General features: G+C 60.1%; 19 protein-coding genes. 8 read left to right on the top strand and 11 right to left on the bottom strand.

Annotation, left to right across the window (positions count from 1 at the left end):
* The first annotated feature begins 56 nt into the window (after positions 1–56).
* The 3 genes from B195_RS09640 (at position 57) to B195_RS09630 (ending at position 3195) form a co-directional block, all read left to right on the top strand.
* Positions 57–1229 (top strand): acyl-CoA dehydrogenase family protein, encoded by a 1173-nt coding sequence (locus B195_RS09640; protein ID WP_003446445.1) that lies wholly within the window; start codon positions 57–59, stop codon positions 1227–1229.
* Positions 1226–2410 carry an acyl-CoA dehydrogenase family protein gene (locus tag B195_RS09635; protein WP_003446443.1) on the top strand — a complete coding sequence of 395 codons (1185 nt, stop codon included), beginning with the start codon at positions 1226–1228 and terminating at the stop codon, positions 2408–2410. Before B195_RS09640 ends, B195_RS09635 begins: the two co-directional genes overlap by 4 nt.
* A 326-nt stretch (positions 2411–2736) precedes the next feature.
* On the top strand, positions 2737–3195 hold the full coding sequence (locus B195_RS09630) for a transposase (RefSeq protein WP_003446441.1): 459 nt from the start codon (positions 2737–2739) through the stop codon (positions 3193–3195).
* A gap of 399 nt (positions 3196–3594) precedes the next feature.
* On the opposite strand, the gene B195_RS09625 is transcribed toward B195_RS09630, so the two are convergent.
* From B195_RS09625 to B195_RS09610, 4 genes are all read right to left on the bottom strand, one after another.
* Positions 3595–5208, bottom strand: a complete 1614-nt coding sequence (locus B195_RS09625) for a DUF1302 domain-containing protein (RefSeq protein WP_003446423.1) — start codon at positions 5206–5208, stop codon at positions 3595–3597.
* A 93-nt stretch (positions 5209–5301) separates the two neighbouring features.
* Entirely contained in the window at positions 5302–6684 is a 1383-nt protein-coding gene (locus B195_RS09620) for a DUF1329 domain-containing protein (protein WP_003446421.1), read from the bottom strand.
* A 119-nt stretch (positions 6685–6803) separates the two neighbouring features.
* Positions 6804–9182: an RND family transporter gene (locus B195_RS09615; protein WP_003446420.1), complete on the bottom strand. Its 2379-nt coding sequence runs from the start codon at positions 9180–9182 to the stop codon at positions 6804–6806.
* Between the two features lie 421 nt (positions 9183–9603).
* Entirely contained in the window at positions 9604–10074 is a 471-nt protein-coding gene (locus B195_RS09610; RefSeq protein ID WP_029612994.1) for a hypothetical protein, read from the bottom strand.
* A gap of 453 nt (positions 10075–10527) precedes the next feature.
* Between B195_RS09610 and B195_RS09600 the strand changes: the two genes are divergently transcribed.
* Positions 10528–10758 carry a hypothetical protein gene (locus B195_RS09600; protein ID WP_003446415.1) on the top strand — a complete coding sequence of 77 codons (231 nt, stop codon included), beginning with the start codon at positions 10528–10530 and terminating at the stop codon, positions 10756–10758.
* Between the two features lie 19 nt (positions 10759–10777).
* On the opposite strand, the gene B195_RS09595 is transcribed toward B195_RS09600, so the two are convergent.
* From B195_RS09595 to B195_RS09585, 3 genes are all read right to left on the bottom strand, one after another.
* Positions 10778–10996 carry a hypothetical protein gene (locus tag B195_RS09595; RefSeq protein ID WP_003446414.1) on the bottom strand — a complete coding sequence of 73 codons (219 nt, stop codon included), beginning with the start codon at positions 10994–10996 and terminating at the stop codon, positions 10778–10780.
* 125 nt (positions 10997–11121) lie between these two features.
* The gene (locus tag B195_RS09590) at positions 11122–12465 is read right to left on the bottom strand and encodes a DUF2235 domain-containing protein (protein WP_003446413.1); all 1344 of its coding nucleotides are present in this window, start codon (positions 12463–12465) and stop codon (positions 11122–11124) included.
* A gap of 187 nt (positions 12466–12652) precedes the next feature.
* Positions 12653–13057, bottom strand: coding sequence for a TraR/DksA C4-type zinc finger protein (locus tag B195_RS09585; protein WP_003446412.1), 405 nt, complete (start codon positions 13055–13057; stop codon positions 12653–12655).
* Between the two features lie 378 nt (positions 13058–13435).
* Between B195_RS09585 and B195_RS09580 the strand changes: the two genes are divergently transcribed.
* The 3 genes from B195_RS09580 to B195_RS09570 all read left to right on the top strand — a co-directional run bounded on the left by B195_RS09580 (position 13436) and on the right by B195_RS09570 (position 19348).
* On the top strand, positions 13436–14008 hold the full coding sequence (locus B195_RS09580; protein WP_100917156.1) for a hypothetical protein: 573 nt from the start codon (positions 13436–13438) through the stop codon (positions 14006–14008).
* 68 nt (positions 14009–14076) lie between these two features.
* Entirely contained in the window at positions 14077–18561 is a 4485-nt protein-coding gene (locus B195_RS09575) for an RHS repeat-associated core domain-containing protein (RefSeq protein WP_100917155.1), read from the top strand.
* A gap of 130 nt (positions 18562–18691) precedes the next feature.
* Positions 18692–19348, top strand: a complete 657-nt coding sequence (locus B195_RS09570) for an alanyl-tRNA editing protein (RefSeq protein ID WP_003447723.1) — start codon at positions 18692–18694, stop codon at positions 19346–19348.
* Here the strand turns inward: B195_RS09570 and B195_RS09565 are convergent, their stop codons facing one another.
* Both B195_RS09565 and soxR read right to left on the bottom strand, forming a co-directional pair.
* Complete coding sequence (locus B195_RS09565; RefSeq protein WP_003447722.1) at positions 19349–19696, bottom strand: GNAT family N-acetyltransferase; 348 nt, start codon at positions 19694–19696, stop codon at positions 19349–19351.
* 186 nt (positions 19697–19882) lie between these two features.
* Positions 19883–20347, bottom strand: a complete 465-nt coding sequence (soxR, locus tag B195_RS09560) for a redox-sensitive transcriptional activator SoxR (protein WP_003447721.1) — start codon at positions 20345–20347, stop codon at positions 19883–19885.
* Positions 20348–20459: 112 nt separating this feature from the next.
* Here soxR and B195_RS09555 point away from each other — a divergent pair, with 112 nt between their 5' ends.
* Positions 20460–21932, top strand: coding sequence for an MFS transporter (locus B195_RS09555; RefSeq protein ID WP_003447720.1), 1473 nt, complete (start codon positions 20460–20462; stop codon positions 21930–21932).
* Here the strand turns inward: B195_RS09555 and B195_RS09550 are convergent.
* Positions 21895–22635, bottom strand: a complete 741-nt coding sequence (locus B195_RS09550; protein ID WP_003447719.1) for a cyclopropane-fatty-acyl-phospholipid synthase family protein — start codon at positions 22633–22635, stop codon at positions 21895–21897. The genes B195_RS09555 and B195_RS09550 overlap by 38 nt on opposite strands.
* A 121-nt stretch (positions 22636–22756) precedes the next feature.
* A complete protein-coding gene (locus B195_RS09545) occupies positions 22757–23968 on the bottom strand; it encodes a YeeE/YedE family protein (RefSeq protein WP_029612446.1) in 1212 nt (403 codons plus the stop codon).
* Between the last annotated feature and the right edge of the window lie 116 nt (positions 23969–24084).

The following is a 24084-nucleotide window of genomic DNA, read 5'->3' as shown; positions in this document are numbered from 1 at the left end:
GCCTGTGCTGCCCTTCCATGCTCAAGACTTGATCCACTTATAGAGTGAGGAGTCCTATGGAGCTTGCCCTGACCGAAGAGCAGCGAATGATTCAAGAGTCTGCCGAACGCTTTTTGGCGCAGGTGGCCAGCTCCGGAGCGGTGCGCACGGCAATGGCCGCCGAGTCCGGTCTCGACCACACGGCCTGGGCCCGCATTGCCCGCGAGCTGTATTGGCCGGCACTGGCGATTCCCGAAGAATATGGCGGGCTCGGCCTGGGCTTTGTCGAGGTGTGCCTGTTGCAGGAACAGCTGGGCCGCTGCTTGTTGCCGACGCCGTTTTTTGCCACCTGCTGCATGGGGATTCCGGCGCTGCTGCTGAGCCGCAATCAGGGGCTCAAGAACCTCTGGCTGCCCCGGCTGGCGGCCGGCGAAATCAGCGCCAGCCTGGCCTGGACCAGCGCCCCGCGCTGGGACGACAGCGGCGTGCAGGTCTATGCACAGAGCTGTGCCGGTGGTTATCGCCTCAACGGTCAGTACCTGTATGTAATCGACGGTGCCGAGTGCGATTTGCTGATCATTGCCGCCCGCACCCCGGGCAGTATCGGCGAGGCCGGGATCCGCCTGTTTGCCGTGTCTGCCCTGACGCCCGGCATCAGCCGCCAGCAGCAACCGACGCTGGATCAGACCCGACGTTTTTCCACCATCACCCTTAATGACGTGGTGCTCAACGATGAGCACCTGCTCAGCGAGCCCGGCCTCGGCTGGCCGCTGTTGCGCGATGTGCTGCGCATGGCCTGTATCGGGCTCGCCGCCGAGCAGACCGGCGGCGCGCAAAAGGTACTGGATCTGACCCTGACCTATATCGGCGGCCGCGAACAGTTTGGTCGCAGCATCGCCAGTTTTCAGGCGGTCAAGCACCGCTGCGCTGACCTGATGCTGGCCGTTGAGTGCGCACGGTCCGCCAGTTACTACGGCGCCTGCATTGCCGACCAGTGCCTGAATATCGATGGCGACCCCAGTGCCCAGCTGCAACTGGCGGAAGCCGCGGCCACGGCAAAAATCCATGCCAGCGAAGGCTTTTTCAACTGCGCCGCCGAGTCGATCCAGCTGCATGGCGGGGTTGGCTTCACCTGGGAGTACGACCCGCATCTGTACTTCAAGCGGGCACGGGCCAGCGAGCAGTTATTGGGCACGCCGGCCTTTCATCGTGAGCAATTGGCCAGGCATATTTTCGGAGAGCGCCCATGAACATTGGTTTCAGCGCGGCAGATGAGCATTTTCGCCAACAGGTGGCGCAGTGGATGCAGGAGCACCTGAGCGGGCAATACAACGAACTGCGCTTTCGTGGCGGGCCGGGAGACGAAGACTTCGCCCCCGGATTGCGCAAGCAGTGGGAGCGCGAACTGGCCGCGGGCCGCTGGGTGGGTGCGGGCTGGGCCATCGAGCATGGTGGTCGTGGTTTGAGCATCAACCAGCAAGTGATCTTTTATGAGGAATACGCCCGCGCGGGTGGCCCGGGGCGCATGGGGCACATCGGCGAAGGACTGGTCGGTCCGACGTTGGCGGCCTTTGGTACACCCGGGCAACAACAGCGGTTTCTGCCGGCCATTCTGAGCGGGCAGCACTTTTGGTGCCAGGGCTACTCCGAGCCCGGTGCCGGCTCCGATCTGGCCAATATCAAGACCCGCGCCAGCCTCGACAGTGAGAGTGGCCAGTGGCTGATCAGCGGGCAGAAAATCTGGACGTCCCTGGCCCATGAATCGGACTGGTGTTTTGTCCTGGCGCGTACCGAGCCGGGCAGTGTCGGGCATCGCGGCTTGTCATTCCTGCTGGTGCCGATGGCTCAGGCGCAGATTCGCGTGCAGCCGATCCGGCAACTGACCGGCACCAGCGAATTCAATGAAGTATTTTTCGACCAGGCGCGCACTGCGGCCGACAACCTGATTGGCCAGCCCGGTGACGGCTGGAAAATCGCCATGGCCCTGCTGGGTTTCGAGCGCGGGGTATCGACCCTTGGCCAGCAGATGCAATTTCAGAACGAACTGGACGAAGTGGTGCGCATCGCCAAGGCCAATGGTGCGGCGCAAGACCCGATCATGCGGCAACGCATCGCCCAGGCCTGGAGCGGCTTGCGGGTACTGCGCTACAACTCGTTGCGCATGCTCTCGGGGCTACAGGATGGCAGCCTGCGACCTGAGGCGACCATTTATAAACTGGCGTGGTCGACCTGGCACCTGGAGCTGGGGAAACTGGCGATGGATGTACTGGGGCCGGAGGCAGAGTTGCTGGCGGCAGCGCCTTATGAACTGACGCGGTTACAGGCATTGTTCCTGTTCACCCGGGCGGACACCATCTACGGCGGCAGCAACGAAATACAGCGCAACATCATCGCCGAACGGGCCCTGGGAATGCCCCGCGAGGCCAGATAGATCGTGGCGCACCTATCGCCGGCAAGCCAGCTCCCACAAGGTCAGACGCGACCCTACCATTGCGGGAGCCGGCTTGCCGGCCATAGGCTCTCAAAGCCAGACAGCATCCCACAATGACTGTGTTACCTCTGACCCTGTGGGAGCCGGCTTGCCGGCCATAGGCTTTCAAAGCCAGACAGCACCCCACAATGACTGTGTTACCTCTGACCCTGTGGGAGCCGGCTTGCCGGCGATGCATCAGGCCATGAAATATTTGGTCCAGAGACTCTCGGAAGTCGCTTGCCTCAGAAACTAGTCTTTGCAGCTCTGACTTATGAGTAGAGCTCATGACCCAACGACCTGCTTCCAGCCGTTTAAGGTATGGCCGATTTTCCCAGGCCAATGGCATCTACCTGTTGACCGCCAATACGCTGGACCGGGAACCTCTGTTCTCTGACTGGCGCGTTGGCAGGTTAGTGGTTGCTCAATTTCGTCATGAGCACACACAAGGTTCGGTCAATTCACTCGCATGGGTTGTAATGCCCGATCATTTTCATTGGCTGGTAGAGCTGCAAAGCGCTTCACTTGACAAGCTCATGGGGCGTACCAAGTCATTGAGTGCTCGCGCCATCAATCGCATGACAGACAGAACCGGCAGGCGCTGGCAAAAAGGGTTTCACGATCATGCATTGCGTCGCGAAGAAGATCTGAAAAATCTGGCGCGCTATGTGGTTGCCAATCCTTTACGGGCAGGTCTGGTGAAGCGGGTTGGGGATTACCCTTTGTGGGATGCTGTCTGGCTTTGAAACCTTATCGCCGGCAAACCAGTTCCCACAATGGCTGTGCTGCTTCTGACCTTGTGGCAGCCGGCTGTCTGGCTTTGAAACCCCATCGCCGGCAAGCCGGCTCCCACAATGACAGTGCTGCTTCTGACCTTGTGGCAGCCAGCTGTCTGGCTTTGAAACCTTATCGCCGGCAAGCCGGCTCCCACAATGACTGTGCTGCTTCTGACCTTTGTGGCAGCCGGCTGTCTGGCTTTGAAACCCCATCGCCGGCAAGCCGGCTCCCACAATGACTGTGCTGCATCTGACCTTGTGGCAGCTGGCTGTCTGACTTTGAAGCCCCATCGCCGGCAAGCCGGCTTCCACAATGACTGTGCTGCTTCTGACCTTGTGGGAGCCGGCTTGCCGGCGATGGGGGCAGGACTAGAAGGTGTACTTGCCGTTGAACGACAGGTAGTCCCTGTCGGCCATGGTCCGGCCCTGGGCCAGGTCTGCCGAACTCAGGTAGGCCACGTAGGTCAGCCCCAGCTGGAAGTTGCCCAGGTATTTGAAATCCCCGCCCAGGGTCAGGCGCTTTTCCGCACGGCCCAAACCGGAGTAGGCGCTGCCATCAATGTTCTGGGTCCAGGTGGCCTTGGTGGTCAGGTCCCAGCCATTGAATATGTTCGGATGATCAAAGTACGTGCCAATCCCCAGCAGGCTGGAACCCCGGGTCTGGCCGTCGTACACGTATTTGTTGAACGTGCCGTCGGTACCCGCCCCGCCGCCGGTAACGGTCAGGTCATCAACCCCCTGAATCCGCTGGTGCACCACTTCGGCCATGAGGGTGGTTTGCTGCGCCATGAACGTCGGCCCGATCATGTACACCGCGTTGAGGTTGCCTTGCCACAGCTGGCCCCGGGCCGGTGCACCATTGCTCAGGTAGACCGCCGCACCGTCGCGGTAGCTCAGGTCGCCGGCAAACTGTACCGAGTCCCCCGCTTTGGTGGTGAAGCTGATGCCTGTCAGCTTGATGTTGTCGAAGTAACCCAACTGGTAACTCGGACCGTAGCCACTGCCCCCGACCTTGTTCAGTGAGGAGTAATGGGTCTGCCCGGTAAAGTCGAAAAACAGCGCCGGTACGCGATCGTGGTAGCGATAGTGGAACAGGCCGATTTCGGTGTTTTGGGTGATCCGGTAGCGGGTACCTATACCCCACTCGCCGCTGTTGCCCGGCTTGACCGAGCCGCCATAACCCACCGCAGCTGAATCGGGCAGGCTGCTGACAATGCCGGGAGCCAGACGATAAAACTCGGCCCCCGGACCAAAGGTGTCGCTGCCGAAGTAATCACCCACCGGGTTGAGCTGGGTTTCTTCCCATTTGTATTGGTAAAAACCGAGCAAGGCCAAATCTTCGTTGATCGACCACGAGCCCGACACCTGCCCCACAGGCAGGTAGGCGTCCTTGGCTTCGGTTCCCGGCACGTTGAATTTGGTCGCATCCACGGGCGCCTGGCCCTGGCTGATGTTGGGCCAGAACAGGCTCTCGCCCCAGGCCACCAGGTGCCGGCCGGCCTTGAGTGACACGTACTGATCGTCGTTGACGGTGAAGTCGCCATACACATAGGCGTCCAGCAGACGGGCCTTGCTGCCGCTGAGTTTGCGCGTGTCCCGGCTGAAGTCGTTGTAGCGCCCGGTTTTGTTGACCGTGTCCGGCGAGTCGTTGTCGTTGCGCTGGTGGTACACCTCGTCATAGAAGTGGCTGCCTCGCATCACGGCACCGAGGTTGTCGTGCTTGAGCATCAACTCGCCAAATACGCTGACCCGGTTGTTGATCAAGGAACCCCGCTTGAAGTTGCGGGTGGCATCGTCGTTGTTGATGCTGTTGAGGTATTCGTGATCAGGCTTTTCTGTACGCATGGAGGCGGTGTAGTTGACCGTAAGCGACGAGTCGAGGGTGGTGTTTTCTCCCAGCTCGATGGTCGGCGCCGCCAGTACCAGGGTGCTCAAACCCGACAGTAAACCGGTCCCCACAAAACGTGTGCAGTGCTTAAGCATGCCGTGCTCCTTGTTTCTTATTGTTGTGCATCACCCGCCCGCCCGCGCACAGGCAACCTGTGGCAGACGGGTAAAGTCAGGGGGGTTGACCGTTTATTTGCCAGCCCGGCGAGCGGCTTCCGGGCCAAAGTCTCCGGGGGCCAGACCGCCCTTGTTCAGGACATAGCCGTTGCGCTGCTCATTGATCAAGTTGAAGGCCAGGTAACTGCCGGCGTTCAAGTCGTGGTACAGGCCGACACCTGCCTGCCAGGTCTGGGTTTCCGGGGCGTAGAAGTAGTTGACCATCGAGGTACGCCACAGCTCGCCACGGTTGTCGTAGTTGTCGCCCATGACCGGAAACCAGCTGTCCTCGTCGATGTACATCGTGCGCTTGCCATACAAATGACGGTTGCCGGGTTTGAGCACACCTTCGAGGACCCAGACGCGGTGCAGTTCATAACGCATGTTGTCGGGGTTGATGTGGCCCGGGGTCAGCATCCCGGCGTATTTGAGATCGCTGGCGTGCAGACGCGCGGTGTTGTAAGGGATATACAGCTCTTTTTTGCCAACGATATTCCAGTTATAGCGCTGGGCCGAACCGTTGAAGATCCGTACTTCGTCGACCGTGATCGAACCGCCGGAGCCCGGGAAGGCCATGTCAAAACCGTAGCCCGGCGACTGCCGCACGCGCCGGGTGCCCGGGTCGTAGCGCCAGCTCTGGCGCGGCTCGGTCTTGTCGTTCCAGTACTCGGTACCGGTGTTGATTTCGCCCTTGTCGCGCTGTGGCAGCAGGGTTTCGTTGAGGTAGAACGAGGAGTTGCCGGTGGTATCACCGATCTTGCCCGGCTCCAGCCCCGGCGCCATGTTGCGCGAGTGCACGCGGCCCCAGTTGATATTGCCGTCCTTGAGCACATAGGCGTTGTCCGAGGTGTATTCCTCAGTCCAGGCCCTGACCGTGAACAGCGAGGCATTTTTCAGCAATTCAATGCCGTTCTGCGGGATCGGAAACGCGACCCCGCCGGTACGGGCCACCACGCCTTCGCCATCATCCACCAGCTTGGCGACCGAGGCGTTTTCCAGAGTGGCCTTGCACACCGTGTCGGAAAAACGGAAATCGCGGTGGGACGGGTACACCGGCATGCGGAAGGTTTGCGGGTAGAGCTTGAACAGGGCTTTCTGGCCCTCGGACAGGTGCGCACCGTACTGACTCAGGTTTTGCGCGGTAATCACGAACAACGGCTTCTCGTTGGGGTAAGGGTCGATCGGATGTTTACCTGTGCCTTCGAACTTCATGCCGGGAGCCGCCCCCAGCCATTGGCCGCCGAACGGCGGGATAGTGCCCTCGGCGTTGCCCGCCTGCTGGGCGCCGACACAGGTCAGATCCTTGCCCAGCCGGGCAATCTGGTCGGCTGGGGCCTGGGCCTGGAGCGGCCCGCTGTAACTGTGCAAAACCAGAGCGACTGACAGCCAGCCGCCCACCTGAGAAAGACGTCGCATGGGGGTGTTCTCCTTGTTATTAGACGTACATGCCGATCTGCAGGAGCGCCCTTGCTCGCGATGCAGACACTGCAATTCTTCAATGGGTAGCGGCGATGCCATCGCGAGCAAGCTCGCTCCTACAGATTGACAAGCGGTTGATCGCAGGAAGCGCGTACGCTGGATGGTCTTTTGTTCACCAGCGGCTTGCCCAGGTTGAACCACGCAGCCAGCGCCGGGAGCAGAAAGATCGCGCCCAGTACGTTGACCAGAAACATGAAGGCCAGGAGCACGCCCATATCGGCCTGGAACTTGAGGGGTGCAAACACCCAGGTACAGACCCCAAGGGACATGGTGACGGCGGTAAATACGGCCGCCGTGCCGCGCTGGCACATGGCCCGGTAGAACGCTTCGCGCAAGTCTTGCCCGGCCGCCATCTCGTGCTCGATGCGCTCGTAGAGGTAGATCCCGTAATCCACCCCCACCCCGACCCCCAGCGCCATGACCGGCAAGGTCGCGACCTTGAGGCCGATGCCCAGCAGAGCCATCAGGGCATTGCACAGCACTGCCACAATCGCCAGCGGCACCAGAATGCACAGCACCGCGCGCAATGAACGGAAGGTCAGCAGGCAAAACAGCGCCACAGAGAAGAACAACGCCGCCAGCATCACCACCTCGGCCTGCTTGACCGCTTCATTGGAAGCGGCCATGACCCCGATGTTGCCGCCCGCCAGATGGAAGGTCACACCCGGCACCTGGATGGCGCCAATGATGCGCTTGGCCTCCCCCAGTACATGGGCCACGCTGGCCCCTTCGTGATCGGTCAGAAACACCAGAATCTGCATTTTCTGACAACTGTCGGTGACCAGCCCCGAGTCCGGCGAATAGGCATAGGCGCCCTGCTGCAAGCCCTGGGCGGAACCCGGAATCGCGGCCCAGCGCGGGTTGCCTTCGTTGTTGCCGGCAATCACTTGCTTGGCCATGCCGGCCACGCTTTGCACCGATTGCACACCTGGCACTTCGCGCATCTTGAAATCGAAGGTTTCGACCGCGCGCATGACTGCCGGGTCGAGGCAGGCTTCACTGCGCCCGCCAATGGTCAGAAACACCGAGAGCACATCCAGGCCGATGGAGTAGTTGCTGATGATTTTCTGGTTGTCCTGGTTATAGCGCGAATCGGCCCGCAGCTCCGGAGCCCCGGAACCAATGTCACCAATCTGCAGTTCACGGGCCTTGTACGCCCCCGCTGCCAGCAGCACCAGGCTGATGGCGAAGACCCACAGTGCCGGGCCCGGCGGGGCCAGCGCCGACAGCCGCCACCACAGAGGATGGCGCCGGGTCGAACCGGGGCTGCGGGCATTGAGCAGATGCGGCTCAAGTTGCAGATGGGCGATGATCAGCGGCAGCATGATTTTGTTGGTGATGATCATCAGCATCACGCCGATGCACGCGGTAATCCCCAGTTCGTGAACGATGGGAATATCGATCAACATGATCACCCCGAAGCCCAGGGCATTCATCAGCAAGGCCAGGGCCCCCGGGATGAATATCTTGCTGAAGGCAGCCTTGGCCGCACTGACCGAATCGCTGCCCGCCAGCACTTCCTGCTTCCAGGCATTGGTCATTTGTACCGCGTGGGACACGCCAATGGAGAAGATCAGAAACGGCACCAGAATCGACATCGGATCGATTCCCAGGCCCAGTAACGGCAATAAGCCCAGGAGCCAGATGACTGGCAACAAGGCCACCAGCAGCGCGACCATGGTCAGACGCAACGACCGGGAATAGACCCACAGCAGCAGGCCAGTAATCAGGAATGCGATGGCGAAAAAACCCATCACCGTGTTCAGCCCCTCGACCACATCGCCCACCAGCTTGGCGAAACCGACGATGTTGATTTCGATGTCGGCATTACTGTATTTGGCGCGAATGTCTTCGAGGCTGCGGGCGATTTGCACATAGCTCACCGGCTGCCCGGTTTTCGGATCGGTGTCTTGCAGGTCGGCCCGCACCATGGCCGATTTCAGGTCGTTGGCCAGCAGCCGGCCAATCTGCCCGGAGCGTGCGGCATTGCTGCGTACTTGCTGCAGGTCTGCGGGGGTTGCCGCATATTGCGGCGGCACCACCAGATCACCGACGTAGCCTTCTTCGGTGATTTCGATATAGCGCACGTTGGGTGTGAACAGCGAGGTGACGCTGGGCCGGCTAACCCCGGAGATATAGAACACGTCGTCCGTGACCTGTTGCAGGGTCTGCAGGAACTCGGGGTTGTAGATATCGCCCTGGCCCTTCCAGTGCACGCTGACCAGCAGCCGGTTGGCCCCGGTGAAGATGCGGCTGAAATCCAGAAAGTTGAGCATGTAGGCATGGCGCACCGGGATCTGCTTGTTGAAACCCGGGTCCAGCCGTACGTGGGTGGCGCTGTAACCCAGGCCCAGGGTTATCAGCAGAAAAAAACCCAGCAGGGATTTTCGGTGCGTCATTAACCGGTCGGCGCAACGGTTCACAAAACGCTGCATGGGAGGGACTTTATGAGCGTCGGCCATTTCGACCTCGCACAGCTAATGAAAAGACGATGGCGCTCATGCTCACGATCCCTCGCACATTCTTATTATTTTTTGGGTTCCGGCCTGTTCAGCCAGTGGGATCGATAATCAAGCTGGCCCGAAACCCGGACATCGTCCATAAGGCCTAGGCTGTTTGAGGGGAAGATGGATGGCGTGCGGGCGCTGCCCGTTAACAGCCGTTGCAGAGCAGTTGGCGAAGGCTACGTCCGCTTGCGAAGCAATCGTAATCCGCAGGGCCGGGGTTATCTGAGGAACCGCGGGGCATGACTTTACGACGGTTTCGCAACCGGACTCAGCCTCGATTCTCTCGTCAGCTGCTACAGGTACAGGGCAATTGCCGAAAGGGGCTACAGGTTTGCGGAGCGCGTCAGCGTCACTCTTTGCTGGCCTTGAAGGTCAACTCGCCCTTGGGCCATTTGGCGGCTTTGGCAGTGACGGCTTTCAATGTTTTGCTCAAGCCTTCGGTAAGTTGCTCTTTGGCAGCAAAGATCAACATCACGGTCTGGCCTTCTTTGAATACCACGCCTTCACCCAGAGGTGAGGCGACATAGGCGTAATCACCGATGCCGTAAATGGTGGTCTTGATATCACGGAATTTTATTTCGAACTTGCCACCTTCACGGCTGGGCAACACTGCTGCGCGAAAATGATCGCCGACCTTGAGTTCAAGACCCGGTTTGTCATCTACCACCAAGGCTGTTTCGGTATCAATTTCAGCGATGTAAATACCTTCGGCGTTTTGTTCAGTTACGTATACAAAGCGCGAGTGGAACAGCTTGACCAAACGTGCCCGCAAGTCACCCAAAACGAACAACGCATGCATTTCCAAATTACTGACTGCCAACGCAAAACCCTCGAAAACCTGAAATGGAACTGTCCGGGCAAACCACCGACAGCAAAAATTAATTGAAAACCCGAGTACGACAAGTGCTCCTGACTGCTCGAATCAGGAGTGGCATGTAACATCTGGACTAAATAGAGCAACGCCATGATTACCCCGGCGAACAGGCACAACAGAGTGAAGCAGCGCCTGCATCAGCGAAAACTGGCTGAAAAAAATAGCCGGGGGGCACCATTCTACCGGGTCATGCCCGAAGATGGGTATATACATCCTCTTCTCTATCAAGCAATCAATCAATTTTTTTGCCGGATTGAGTCTGTGCCCGGCAGGGCTTTCGTCGCGTGAATGAGTTAACTGCGCCACTGAGAGTCAACTACTGCCATACTCGCGTAAAAATCGACCTGGCCCATGCCGCCGGGTCATGCAGGCTTCATTACCTCCAAGGGAAAGCGACACGTGACGGAATTTGATATTGGCGAATTTTTTATCCGCGGTGAGTCCAAAGACGTCGACGGCGAATTTCAGGCAGTGATCATCATGCGCGCCAAGCCACCACTAACGACTGTCACCTTCCATCAGGTCGAAAAGGATCGCTGGTTCAAGACAGCCGAACTGGCAGCAGATGCCGCCAAACAATCGGCAAAAGAATTAAAGGCTGCAGTGGACGCCGGCGCCCTCAACTCCTAGTGCCAACCTGTGTATTGCATCAAGCGCGCTGAGCATGCCCCCTGTTGCACAGTTGGCCGGCATTCAGCTGCGCCAGCCATGCCGCGCGGCACTCTTCGGCTTCCGGGCGACTGGAAAAAGCCGTCCCGCGCTGCTCACCATTGACCAGCACCACCCAGCAGGCCTTCTGCCCGGTATCGCGCAAACTCTTGGGCACACCACTCCCGATCATTACGGCAACATCAACTTGATTGGACATGATGGTTTCTCCAGCTATTAGTTAGGCACCTAACGATGTCGGCTATATTAGTGGCTAACCGTCGCCGGAAAAAGCTATCTACGGCATAGATCAATTGCATAAGCCGTAACAATCTTCTGCTTTGCCTAGGCGTAATCCGGTGCTTTCTGATCGAAGACCCAGCGCCCGCCTTCCTCGGGAATATTGAAGAATGCCCTTTGCACCACGGCCTCGCCCGCCCCCACGCCGGGGTTCCAGTTGGCCGACTGGTGGATATAGCGCTGGCGCAGCAAACGTTCTTCATCGGCGCTCAGCTTGATCGTCCCCTGGCGCACCTGGGCCTCAAGCGTGGCCATTATGGGCTTCAGCTCATCGGGCAACGCGGCCTGGGCATCGGTCAATGCGTTGAAGGGCACACCGTGCTCAACCGCCAGGCCATGCATGATCCGCAAATGCACCCGGGCAAGACGGCCATCGATCCTGCGCTGCATGAACACTGCAGCCTGTACCCGTTTCATCGGGTCTTCACGGCTACCTTCCTTGCGTTCAAGAGTGCGGATCTGCAGGAAATTCTCCGCAGCGCGGGGATCAATCAGGTCTTCGGCCTGCCATGCCAGCAACTGAGACTGGGTCAACTTCCAGGCCCGGGTCTGTTCAATGGCTGTGGACGGCTGCACAAGATTGCTCTGCCAGCGGCTCAAAAAAACCTGTTCCAGCATATCCAGCGGATAACCGCCGCCGACGTCGGCATGCGCCCCCGGCACCGCAATATCCAGCGGCCACTGTGGCGCGATGCGACTCAAGGAAAAATTTCGCCGTTGTTCATCCCGCGCGCTCAACTGGACCACCTGTTGCGCGCAGTCCGGGCCCAGGTACAGGTTGAGTCCGGGATTGATGTCATCGGCCACATCCCCCCAATCCTCCAGCCCGCCCATGGCGGCGACTGTGTCAAACAGACCAATAAAGTGGATGGAGCATGCAAAGTCGGCGGCCAGGGCAAACTGGGCGGTAAATGCGCTGGCGTTGATCTGGTTCACAAAATGCCGGGCCGCCGCGGCGCCGCGACTGAAACCAAACAGGTCCAGCTGCAAACGGCTCAGGGTATTGGGGGGCAGCTGCGCGACAAAGTGTTGCAAGCACTCCGTCAACCGGGTCCGGGCCAGTTCAGCCTTGCCCAGCACCCCCGTATGGCCACGACCATAGGTCTGGCCCGGAAACTGAGTATCGGCCGCGCCGGTGGTGGTGCCGATACCGCTGATATACAGCGAAGTCACGGCATGGCCAGCAGGGTCAAACCCTGACTGGGCCGGGTAGCACTGGTGCAGCTTGGCAATATTGGTCACAGCAGAGCCATAGCTGCTGCCAGGATCAATCAGCAGCCCCTGTTCCTGACGCTGCTGTCCCTGCAGGCTATTGAACTGGTTATTGGCCGTCCCATCGAAAAAGATGCCGACCCGCAACACTGCTCCCGCGTTGCTTGAATTGCTCATCAATCCTGCCCTCGATTATTTCTACTGCGCGCAATAATGCCGCGCCCAATATAAGACGCAAGAAGCACGGCCAGCTCAAGATTCGGAAATTGTTTTGGAGGGAGTTACAACAATGGCTGCAATACGAACGACTGCAGGACCCGACTGATGCCGGAACCGCGTGGCGCGGCTCCGGCAAAGCAAACAGTCAGGCTTGACGCTGATGCTTGTCGATTTGCTCATGGCGCTCTTGAGCTTCGATGCAGTACTTGGTGGTCGGGCTGATCAGCAGGCGCTTAAGGCCAATTGCCTCGCCGCTGTCATCACACCAGCCGAAGCTGTCATCTTTGATGCGTTCCAGTGCTTGTTCCAGTTGAGGCAGCATGCGCTGGTCGCGATCGATAGAGTTCACCAACCAGGTACGCTCTTCTTCAACCGAAGCGGCGTCCGCAGGGTCAGCTGGAGTGTCCAGGCTTTCGATCGCGATGCGGTTCTGCTCAATACGCTCGTGGGTTTCAACCTTCATGTTTTGCAACAGCTCGCTGAAAAAAGCATGTTGCTCGGCATTCATGTAGTCATCCGCCGGCATGGCCAGCAACTTATCCTTTGTCATTGATTTCTCTATAAAAAATACGTGCATTAAGGCGAATTAGGGAGCGTCCTGACCGTTCTTCATCCCAACCAGTTAGGTGCCATCTATTTCAAGCGCCACCCGGCACTCAATTTACGAGGGGCGGCAGTCTAAGGCCGACTTATCGAGTCAGCAACTGAAATGACAGCTATTTGTCCAGCAAAACATGGAAAACGACGAAAAACCTGTTACGCAGGGGCTAATGGAGTGCGTTTATCGCAAGAAATTCAATTGTTGCCCTGAAAATGCCCCCAGTGCGGACTTCTGTCCCGCTCCCTCCTACAAACCTCGCTCATTGCTGGCCTCAAGCAAGGGTTCCTATTGTGCGGCTCCTCTCCAGATAGCCAAGGAATAGTCATCATGACTGCCCCGACTGACCACACGACGCCCTCCCCCGAGATCAAATCCGCCCCCAGCCTGCTCAACAGCGGTGACCTGTATTCCGGAGCCTACAACTTTATGAGCAGCATCAGTGCCGGGGTCGATCCGCGCACCGGTGCGTTCTCGGCCTCGATAACCCTGCCCACCGGCGCCGCCAACGATTTGCGCGGCCCTATCAGCCAGTTGCGCCTGAGCCATAGCCCGCTGATGGCCGAAGATCAGGGCTTCGGTCTGGGCTGGATGCTTGGTACCACCTCGTGGGACGGGGCCAGCCAACAACTGCAACTCAATTCCGGCGAGCGTTTTCGCGGTGAGATTGTCGGCCAGAGCATGCGTTTCCCCGATGTGCGCTTGCCTGTGGTGACGGTCACGGTGCAGCGTCAGGAAATGTGGGTCAGGCATAACGACGGCAGCTGTGAGCGCCTGATTCCTTTGCCGGGGCATGCCAGCCTGTGGGTGGTCAGCACTCTGGTGGGTGCCGATGGCAGCGCCCTGAATTTTGACTGGCGTTCGGTTGGCAATGGGGCGTACCTGCAAATGGCAGCGCCCTGAATTTTGACTGGCGTTCGGTTGGCAATGGGGCGTACCTGCAAAAGGTCAGCGATGCCCGGGGCCGTACGGTGCTGGCGCTTTCCTACGAAGGCCAGCAAACCCGTCTGACCTTACAGCCGGACACCCCCGCACAGGTGGTGATGTCATTTCACCGGGTCTCCGGGCAGTTGCGCCGGGTGACAGTGGACGAACTTCCCGACAGTGGCTGGCAGTTTGAATACACCCGCAGTGATTCAGGCCTGTTGCTGCTGAACAAATGCACCCAGCCCACCGGCAGCACCGAGGAAGTGACCTATAGCGAGGCAAACGGTCTGGCGTTGCCGCCGGGGGCGCCGTTTGCGCGGATGCCGGTGGTCAGTCAGACCCGCAAAGACCCGGGGGACGGCCAACCGGTGCAACTGGTTCGTTATGACTATGGGCTGTTTGGCAGCAATCACTATTTTGGCTGGCCGGCAGTGCGCCAGTGGCGCAACCGCGAAGACAATCTCTATCACCTGACCGGGGGCGGCGATTTCCTTTATGGCTCCACCGAAACCCTGATGGATGCCCGGGGTACTGTTTTGCAAACAGTGTCCCGCACCTTTAACCGCTTTCACCTGCTGACCCGCGAACGCACGCAACAGGGCCAGACCCTGCAGGAAACCGAGACCACCTATTACGACGAGCCCTGGCTGCCCATTGCCCGGCAACTGCCTTACTTCCAGTTCCCGCACAAGGTCATTACCCGCAAGGCGCAGCTGGATGGCCAACGGGTGCTGCGAGAACTTGTTACCGAAGAAGAAACCCGCTACGACGAGCTGGGCAACCCGGTGTGGCACCGCAATGCCCTGGGCGGAGTTGAAGAGTCGGAGTACTACCCGGTAACCGGTGAGAGCGACAACTGCCCGGCCGACCCACTGGGCCGCATCACCCGTCTGAAAAGTCGTACGGTCAGCCCGCCACCCGGCACCGAAGGGCCGGTCAAACAGACCCGCTACCGTTATCAGGCGCTACCGGTGCGTCAGGATGCTCCGGGGTTTGCATTGCCGACTTTTGTCCAGAGCAGTGAAGAACGTTTGTTGCTGGTTGAGGGCAATCAGTCCACCGAACTGGGCCGCTCGACGCAAAATTTCATTAACGATCCGGCCTCGCCCCATCACGCTCGCATGCTCAGCGAAACCCAGACGGTAGAGGGTAAAAGCACTACCCGGGCCTACAGCTACAGCCTGACCCAAGCCCCAAACGCCCGCGCACTTGAGCGCGCAGTCCTGCAGGAAAAGGTCACCATTACAGGTCACGATGGCCAGTCAACTGTTGCGCAATCGTCGCAGGATTTGTACTCCGGCCTGATGGTCACCGAGCAGACCGACGAGCAGCTGCGCATGGCCTTTGCCCACGATGCCCTGGGGCGTGTGACTCAGGAAGTCGCGGCCCCGGATTCGGCTTTCGAGGCTGAGGTCAACTGGGCCTATTCGTTGTCGGCCAGCGAGCGCTGCCAGACCCGAATCGGCGCTTCCGGGCGTAAGGAAACTGTCTGGCTCGATGGCATGGCCCGGGAAATCCGCCGTGAAAAACAAACCGACAGCGGTGAGACCTATACCGCCTGGACCGCCGAATATGACGTGCTGGGCCGGGTGTTCCGTGAAACGACTTACGATCCCGGTAACGAAGACGTCCCGGCCCTGAGCCTGACCACTGAACGCACCTTTGATGACTGGGGCAATGTGCTGACCGAAACCGGCGCGGACGGTATCACCCAGCACACCCTGGCCGACCCGGTAGCCCTGACCGGCAGCAGCTGGCAGACCGACGCCAATGGCGTGGCCGGGGCCAAAACCGTGACCACCCATACCCTGGATGGCAAGCCGCTGACCGAGAGACTGTATTGCGCCGATGGCGTACTTCAGCACGAACTGAGCTGGAGCTATGACGGCCTTGGCCGCTGCATCAGCCAGTCTGATGCCATGGGCCTGGAGACCCGACAGCAGTGGGATGTGCGGGATCGGCTGGTATCGACAACGCTGCCTGATGGGTCGCTTATTAAACGCACCTACGCCCAAGGCCATGACGGTGATTTACCGGCCACGGTCTCGATCACTCATCCGTCGTTGGGCACTAATGAAGTCCTGCTGGGCGAGCGCAAATATGACGGCCTGGGCCGACTGGTGTGGGAAAAGGTCGGGCAGAGTGTCTCTGAATGGGAATATGCCGAAGGAGAAATCCACGCCCATACCCAGGTTCTGCCCGACGGTACCCGGGTGCAGAGTGAGCGCCAACCGGAACTGGGCGGCGCGTTGCTGTCGCTGCAAGCGCCCGGGATCAGCGTGTTCAATAAATACGATCCGCTAAGCGGCCGTTTGCTGGAAGCCCAAGGCAATCTGGGTCTGCAAAAAGATCACTGGTCCCCGTCCGGCCAACTGAGCAAAGCCGACTACGCCTGGCATGGCGACCAGCCGCGCTCGCAACAGCAAAGCACTACACCGGCGGGCAAAGTCACGCGCCTGACCGATGCCGACGGCGCTGAACAGCGCTGCCAGTACGATGAATTCGGGCGTTTGAGCGTGCAGCAAGGCCCCGACGTCAGTATTAGCGTCACCTACGATGCAGCCTCGCGGATTCACCAGCAGCGCACGCAATCTATAGACGGCTCGCGGGACATGACCGTAACCCTGGGCTACGACAGCCTGGGCCGCCCGGCCCGTCGTGAAACGGCTACCCGCACGCCCACCCGACAGTCCCTTGAAATCCAGACCCAGCAATGGCGTAAAGACGGCAAGCTGACCCAGCGCGAACTGACCCGTGACGGTGTTCTGGTGCGTAGTGAAAGCTTCGACTACGACCTGCGCGGACGGATGATTGCCCATCGCCTTGCAGGCCCGTCGTTGCCCGAAGATGCCCACGGCAAAACCTACCGCGAGCAGCACTTTCAGTACGACGCCCTCGACAATGTGCGCCGTCTGGAAACGGTCTTTGCCGACGCCAGCGCCAACAATGTCAGCGTATTCGGCTACAACCCCGCCGATCTCACCCAGCTGCTCAGCGTCAGCCACAGCCGCGCCGATTACCCGGCACCGGTAACCCTGGAGTACGACGCGCTGGGCAATCTCAAACGCGACGAGCGCGGTAATCCACTGCACTACGACGCCCTGGGCCGACTGATCGGGGTAACCCTGCCTACCGGCGAGCGCCGCTGGCACTACGGCCCGGCGGGCAACATCATCAAGACCGAAGACTCTACCGGCCCGCGCTGGCGTTACCACACCGGCGGTCAACTCAGTTGCGAGGTGGGTGAAAACACCCAGACCCGCTGGGTACGGGCCGGTGACGTCCCGGTGGCTGAAAGCCGTCTCGCTTCGGCAGTGCGCGAAGTGATGCTGCTGGGCACCGATGCCCAGGGTTCGATAACCACTGAGGCCAACGACGGGATTAACACCCCGGTCTACGGCGCCTACGGCCAGAGCCAGCCCGGCACCAGCCGACTGGGCTACGCCGGCGCCTTGCGCGAACAGGACAGCGGCTGGTATTTCCTGGGTGATTACCGCATCTATAACCCGGTGCTGATGCGTTTCCACAGCCGTGACAGCCTCAGCCCCTTCGGCGAAGGCGGCCTCAATGGCTATGCCTACTGCGCCGGCGACCCGGTCAACCGCATCGATCCATCGGGTCATTCGTGGCTGGACTGGCTGTTACCGGCGGCCGGCATCGCCCTGGCCGTGATCGGCACCGTGGCCTCCCTGGGTGCATTGGCGGCGCCCACCGCGGCGCTGACCGCCAGCTATGTAACGGCAGTCACCACCGCGACATTGAGCGTGGTGTCGCTGGCAGCGGATGTGGCCTCGATAGCCTTGCTGGCCAGTGGCAATGAAAACGCCGGACGGATTCTGGGCTGGGTGGGCATGGCAACCGGGCTGGCTTCAGCGGCCCCGTCGATGGCCGGGGCTGCGGCCAAGGGGGTCAAAAAGGCCGGCAAGTTTGTGGGCAGCTGGCAGTACAAACTGCAACATGCCGGGGGTGCACCGGGAGGCGGCCGGGGATTTCCCGGACATGCCCAGCGAGTGGGAGCAACGGCAGCGCCGATACCTAAGATGGATCTAGCCTATTTGCTGGAACAAGGACCGACCCGGGAGCGCTTTTTACCGCACTTGTCCCGTGCTGATCTGCAAAATATCGGGCAAACCAACTCGGCTAACAGGGCAGCAGTTTATTCAAGCTGGTCATCCACTTCTTTTGAACCACTCCAGCTTCCTTACAGTGGCAGAGCCGGCTTTGTTAACGGGCATCTGGAGCAACTACCCTATCCAATTATTCATAATCCCGACTATGTCGCCGAGGTCAGACAAACTATTTCAGGTAATCACCCCAGGTATTACCCTTGGCAGATCGGTGCGGCAGGTATCGAGAACCCAAGACAGTTAAGAATTATAGAACCCATGATTTTCGATAACATGGTTCCGGACAGACTTGCTGACCCGCAATTTTTTACCGGAAGGTACGCAAGTTTTGAACTGGATTTTCAGTGGTTTTCACAGCGAGGGGAAATAGTGCGCAGAGAGCAACTTTGCCGGATTCTGTAGCGGCCTGCGCAGAGCTGAACATATTCAGCCGGAATGTTGAATAAAGGCCCTGAACAGCAAGATCGTACAAGAACTGCAGATCCGGATTGATTAGCATAATCGCCTTTCTGGAGCAAAAGGATCCTTGGCCGTGACTCGAAAGGTATTTTGGGACGATCCCTATCGAACAACCCTGGACACTCTCGTCAGTCACGTCGATGGCGAGCGGGTTCAGGCCCGGGCAACGATATTTTTTGCGTTTTCCGGGGGCCAGGAAAGCGATGGCGGTTCCCTTGCCGGATACCCGGTGCTCAAGGCTGAAAAACATGGCCTGGACATCATTTACAGCCTGCCCCATGACCATTCGCTGAAACCGGGCGACGCCGTGACCTGGCAGATTGACTGGGCGCGGCGATACCGGCTGATGCGCCTGCACTTTGCAGCAGAAATGGTCTTGCAGCTGGTCTATCAAAGATGCCCGGGCATCCAGCGTATCGGCGCGCACATAGCTCAGGACAAGGCCCGCATCGATTTCGCCAGTGATCAGAACCTCGCCCCGTTGTTCCCGGAGATCGAATCGGCGGCCGCACAATTGATCAGCCGCGACCTGACTATATTCACAGACTTCAGCGATGTGCCGACACAGCGCCGATTCTGGGAAGTCGAGGGTTTTGCCAGGATGGCCTGTGGCGGCACCCATCCCAGATCAACCCGCGAGGTTGGCGCTGTAAAACTCAAACGCAAGAATACCGGCCGGGGCAAGGAGCGGATCGAAATCATGCTGGTGGATCAAGCGCATGATGGCTGATCAGCGAACTGACAGAGCCTTGCGCATAAACACCCGGGCGAATCCATTTTCGCTGGCCCTGCGGGTTTCCTGGTAGCCAAGCTTTTTATAGATTGCGATGTTCTCGGTCATCAGTTCATGGGTGTAGAGCCGTATGGCGTCGCAGCCATTACGCAGTGCATGGCGCTCACAGAAGGCCATCAGTATTTTGCCGATACCTTTGCCTTTATACCGAGGCTGTACGGCGATATTGATAAGCAGCAACCCTGCATCCTCCAGGCTCATCACCAGCACCCCCAGCAGATCCGCCCCTTCTTCAAGTACGAAGGTGTGGGTATCAGCCACCACCTGCCGGTAATCATCCAGCATGGGCCCGGTTTTTTTCCGATCCTGCGGATGTAAGGCTCATAGGCCTGGTTAACCAGCGCAGCAATGGCCTCAGCATCGCCCTGACCGGCGCGACGAATAACTCTCACAGTATGCAATGCATGCCTCCCGGGCAAAGATGCCTTGTATCCACCCGTCATTCCCGCCCCCGCGGCCGGGGGCAGGCCTTTAATCAGCCAATGACGCGGTGTCTTTTTCGAGCAAAACCGCACCTGCCCCGAGCCGGTTCAAATGATCGCCCGGGTTGCGTAGCGGACAGTCCTCCATCGACAGGCAGCCACAGCCGATGCAACCGTCCAACTGGTCGCGAAGCTGGCTGAGGCTGCGTATCCGTTCGGCCAGCATGTCCCGCCAGATTGTCGAGAGATGCGCCCAGTCCGTGGCCGTCAGTGGTCTCCCGGATGGCAGCTGGTCCAGCGCACCCTTGATGGTGGCCAGGGGAATACCGGCACGCTGTGCGATTTTGATGATGGCAATCCGGCGCAGAATATCCCGCGAATAACGACGCTGATTGCCCGCATTGCGCTGCCCGTGGATCAGCCCCTTGGCCTCGTAGAAGTGCACGGTGGCAATGGTGACACCGCAGCGACGGGCGACCTCCCCTACCCCAAGCAGCACGCGTACATCAATCATGGCCCCTGACTCCTGTTGACCTCACCTTTACATGAGGTCTTATAAAGAGTGTCGGCTTGCCTTTGCAAGCCTTCATTCGCTGCTGCGAGTGACCTCACCAAGTGGAGCCACCATGGACCAGCGTCACCTTCCGTCTGATCAACACCCGCAATCGGTACCAGCGCCACAGCCTTGTGCACGCCCCGCAAATACCGGCTGGGCCGCCCTGCTCTCGGGCGCCAATGGGGTGCGCTCACTCGCGCTCGCCGGTGGTGTCATCCTGCATGCGGTCAATGTCTATATAGCCACCACGATTCTGCCATCGGTGGTCAGGGACATCGGCGGCATCGACTATTACGCCTGGAACACCACCCTGTTCGTCGCGGCCTCGATCCTCGGCTCCGCGCTGTCGGCCAGGCTGCTCGCCCGCACCGGGCCCCGAGGTGCCTATATCAGCGCCAGCCTGGTGTTTGCGGCGGGCGCGTTGATCTGCGGGCTTGCCCCGTCAATGCCGGTGATGCTGCTCGGGCGCTTTATTCAGGGACTGGGCGGCGGGTTCCTGTTCGCGCTCTCCTACGCAATGATCCGCCTGGTATTCGATGAATCCCTGTGGCCGCGGGCGATGGCGCTGATCTCGGGCATGTGGGGGGTGGCAACCCTGGTCGGCCCTGCCATAGGCGGCATCTTCGCCGGGTTCGGGGTATGGCGGGCAGCGTTCTGGTCGCTGATCCCGGTGGCAGCGCTGTTCGCCCTGCTGGCTGCAACCGTACTGCCCGGACGCAGTGCCGACAGAGCGCCAGGCTCGCCACTTGCGCTGGCCCAACTGCTGTTCTTGACAGCAGCAGTGCTCGCTGTTTCAGCCGGCAGCGTGTCGCCCGAGCTGTCACACAATATTCTGGGGCTTGGCGCCGCCGTCATCCTCACCGCCCTGCTGATACGTAGCGAACGCCGAGCCCGCCACCGGCTGTTGCCTGATGGGGCGTTCCGGATCAGCACTGCGCTGGGTGCTCTATATGCCACGATGTCATTGCTTGCGGTCGCGGTGACCAGTGGCGAAATATTCGTGCCGCTGTTCCTTCAGGTACTGCACCATCAGTCCGCCCTGGTCGCCGGTTATCTTGCGGCGCTGATGGGGGCCGGCTGGACATTGGGCTCCGTTGCCAGTTCAGGGGCGAGCGGCGCAGGCATCCGGCGCGCAATCCTCGCAGGGCCGATCCTGGGCCTGGTCGGCATGCTGATGCTGGCGGTTTTGATGGGTAGCCCAAGTAGCGGTGACTGGTTGGCGGTCATGCCGATCTGCCTGGCGCTGGTAGCAATCGGACTGGGGGTGGGCCTGGCCTGGCCGCACCTGCTGACCCGGGTGTTCCAGGCCGCGCCCGCGGGCGAGCAGGACCTGACCAGTGCGTCCATCACCACCGTGCAGTTATTTGCCACCGCGCTCGGCGCAGCGCTGGCGGGGATGGTGGCGAACCTCGCCGGCCTCACTGAGCCCGGTGGCATCGCCGGCACCATGAGTGCGGCCGGCTGGCTGTTCGGGGTGTTCGCACTGGCCCCGGTGATCGGCGTTTTTACTGCCCTGCGGGTGATCCGCTTGAGGCCGTCTTAGTCGTCAACCAGGCGCCCCAGAACAGGCTGCTGAAGAAACGGGTGGCCGCGCCGAACCCGGCCTCATGCAGCAGTTTTTGCACCGCCGCCTCGGAGTGTGGCGGGTCCGCGCCCTGGAGGATTTTGCCAAGCTTGACCTTTACTTCATCGGCGCTGGCTCCGTGTTGCCGCCAGCGCTGGCCCCAGGCCGCAAGCAATAACGGCTCGCTGGCATAGGCATGGTGATTGCCCGCGACAATCAGCGGCGCACCCGGTTCAAGACGAGCCTCGATCGATTGCAGAATGCGGCGCTTGGCATCGTCCCCGCCCAGATGGTGGAGCACACCGACAAGGGTGGCGGCGTCATAAGTGGCGTCTGCCGCCAGGTCCTCAATATGCCCAAGGTGGATATCGGTTCTTGCAAGCAAACCGCGGGCATCCAACTGCTGCCTTGCTACCTCCAGCATCGGTTCGCACGGGTCGAGCGCAGTGAAGCGCCAGCCTGGCTCCAGCGCTGCCATCGCAATGATTTCCTGGGCCGTACCACCAGCACCCACCACCAGAATTTTCGCCGTGTTGCGGTGGCCCAGGCTGGCCGCCAGCATGCACGCCGCCAGCTCGTGACAGGCGTCATAACCTGCCAGCGCGATACGGCTCTGGCGCCCGTATTCATTGGCCCGTGAGGCATCGAATTTTGCAACGGCGTCGCTGGTGGATGATTTCAAGGGGGTTCTCCATGGCTTGAAATCAAACTACTCCTGCCGGACCGATAATAAAAATTCATTAATTTTATATATTGGATTCCAGCGTGGAATACGCGACGCAATTTCAGGATTTACTGAGCGTTCAACAACCGCTCAATGCCTGCGGTCGAGGCTCACTGGCAAAGAACCAGGGCCGCAGACGCACGCCCACGCTATTGCCGATAAACGCTGCCACTAACCACAACCAGCCATGCAGGCTGCCCGAGGCGATGCCGCTGAAGTACGCGCCAATATTGCAGCCGTAGGCCAGACGCGAACCGTAACCGAGCAGCAAACCACCGATCACGGCTGCGAGCAGCGAGCGCGCGGGGATTTTCAGGCTTGGTGCGAAACGCCCGGCCAGCCCGGCGGCCAATAGCGCACCCAGAACGATGCCGATATCCATGACGCTGGTGATGTCTTCCCACACCGGTGCGGCCAGGGCTTTGGCGTTGCCCGGAACCTGCCAGAACACCCAGCTTGCGACATCGATACCCAGCCCGCTGGCAACCTTGGCTCCCCACAACGCGAACGCCGAAGTAATGCCCCATGGCCGGCCCGCCAGCGCCAGGGTGGCGTAGTTGAGCAAGGCCAGTGCAATCGCCCCCCATACCAACGGCCACGGTCCGCGCAGGAAGCGCCGCAGGCCCTGGTGCTCGCTGGTCACGCCCGCTTCAAGCTGACCGTGACGGCCCTTTTCCAGGCGCACGGTCACCGCGGCGATGATCCCGAACATGGCCAGGCTTGCGAGCATCGCCGGCACCACACCGAAGCTCTTGACGATGGAAATCGCCGGGAACGACGGCAATGCAAACCACCAGTCAACGTGCTGGGTGGCGATCAACGAACCGCAGATAAAGAACAACAGGGTCACCAGCATGCGTGCATTACCGCCGCCCACGGTGAACAGGGTGCCTGACGCACAGCCGCCGCCCAGTTGCATGCCGATGCCGAAAATGAATGCACCGAACACCACCGAAATTCCGGCCGGCGCCACCAGCCCGACCACCGGCTGGCCGAACAGAGTGCCCGCCCCCAACGCGGGGAAGAACAGCACCACAGCCAACGCCAGCATGACCATTTGTGCGCGTAAACCTGCGCCTCGGCGATCAGCTATGAACACCCTCCAGGCCGAGGTAAAGCCGAAGGCTGCGTGATAAAGGGTCAACCCCAGTGCCGCGCCCACCACCAGCAACAGCACCTGGCGCGAGCCGACGCTGTTTTGCAGGAAGGCGGCGCCAAACACCAGCAAGACAAAGGCCACCAGCGGCGCAAACGACTTGCGCGCGGGCGTCATAGAGAGAGAACTGCTCATGAAGAATCTCGGTCCGTTTGATTACGATTAATTGCGAGGGCGCCGAGTATAAACCCGGGCGCGGCTCCGATCTTAGGGTAATTGGTGCCGGGCACCCAAGGCCTGTGCCCGGACAG

Source organism: Pseudomonas sp. Lz4W, from assembly GCF_000346225.2.
GTDB classification, from domain to species: Bacteria; Pseudomonadota; Gammaproteobacteria; order Pseudomonadales; family Pseudomonadaceae; genus Aquipseudomonas; species Aquipseudomonas paraversuta.
The sequence above is the reverse complement of the archived record's forward strand: the minus strand, read 5'-3'. Positions and strand labels throughout refer to the sequence as shown.

What these genes read in the sequence shown, in the direction of transcription:
- B195_RS09640 (WP_003446445.1), top strand. Translation starts at nt 57, where the DNA reads ATGGAGCTTGCCCTGACCGAAGAGCAGCGAATGATTCAAGAGTCTGCC.
- B195_RS09635 (WP_003446443.1), top strand. Translation starts at nt 1,226, where the DNA reads ATGAACATTGGTTTCAGCGCGGCAGATGAGCATTTTCGCCAACAGGTG.
- B195_RS09630 (WP_003446441.1), top strand. Translation starts at nt 2,737, where the DNA reads ATGACCCAACGACCTGCTTCCAGCCGTTTAAGGTATGGCCGATTTTCC.
- B195_RS09625 (WP_003446423.1), bottom strand. Translation starts at nt 5,208, where the DNA reads ATGCTTAAGCACTGCACACGTTTTGTGGGGACCGGTTTACTGTCGGGT.
- B195_RS09620 (WP_003446421.1), bottom strand. Translation starts at nt 6,684, where the DNA reads ATGCGACGTCTTTCTCAGGTGGGCGGCTGGCTGTCAGTCGCTCTGGTT.
- B195_RS09615 (WP_003446420.1), bottom strand. Translation starts at nt 9,182, where the DNA reads ATGCAGCGTTTTGTGAACCGTTGCGCCGACCGGTTAATGACGCACCGA.
- B195_RS09595 (WP_003446414.1), bottom strand. Translation starts at nt 10,996, where the DNA reads ATGTCCAATCAAGTTGATGTTGCCGTAATGATCGGGAGTGGTGTGCCC.
- B195_RS09590 (WP_003446413.1), bottom strand. Translation starts at nt 12,465, where the DNA reads ATGAGCAATTCAAGCAACGCGGGAGCAGTGTTGCGGGTCGGCATCTTT.
- B195_RS09585 (WP_003446412.1), bottom strand. Translation starts at nt 13,057, where the DNA reads ATGACAAAGGATAAGTTGCTGGCCATGCCGGCGGATGACTACATGAAT.
- B195_RS09580 (WP_100917156.1), top strand. Translation starts at nt 13,436, where the DNA reads ATGACTGCCCCGACTGACCACACGACGCCCTCCCCCGAGATCAAATCC.
- B195_RS09565 (WP_003447722.1), bottom strand. Translation starts at nt 19,696, where the DNA reads ATGCTGGATGATTACCGGCAGGTGGTGGCTGATACCCACACCTTCGTA.
- soxR (WP_003447721.1), bottom strand. Translation starts at nt 20,347, where the DNA reads ATGATTGATGTACGCGTGCTGCTTGGGGTAGGGGAGGTCGCCCGTCGC.
- B195_RS09555 (WP_003447720.1), top strand. Translation starts at nt 20,460, where the DNA reads ATGGACCAGCGTCACCTTCCGTCTGATCAACACCCGCAATCGGTACCA.
- B195_RS09545 (WP_029612446.1), bottom strand. Translation starts at nt 23,968, where the DNA reads ATGAGCAGTTCTCTCTCTATGACGCCCGCGCGCAAGTCGTTTGCGCCG.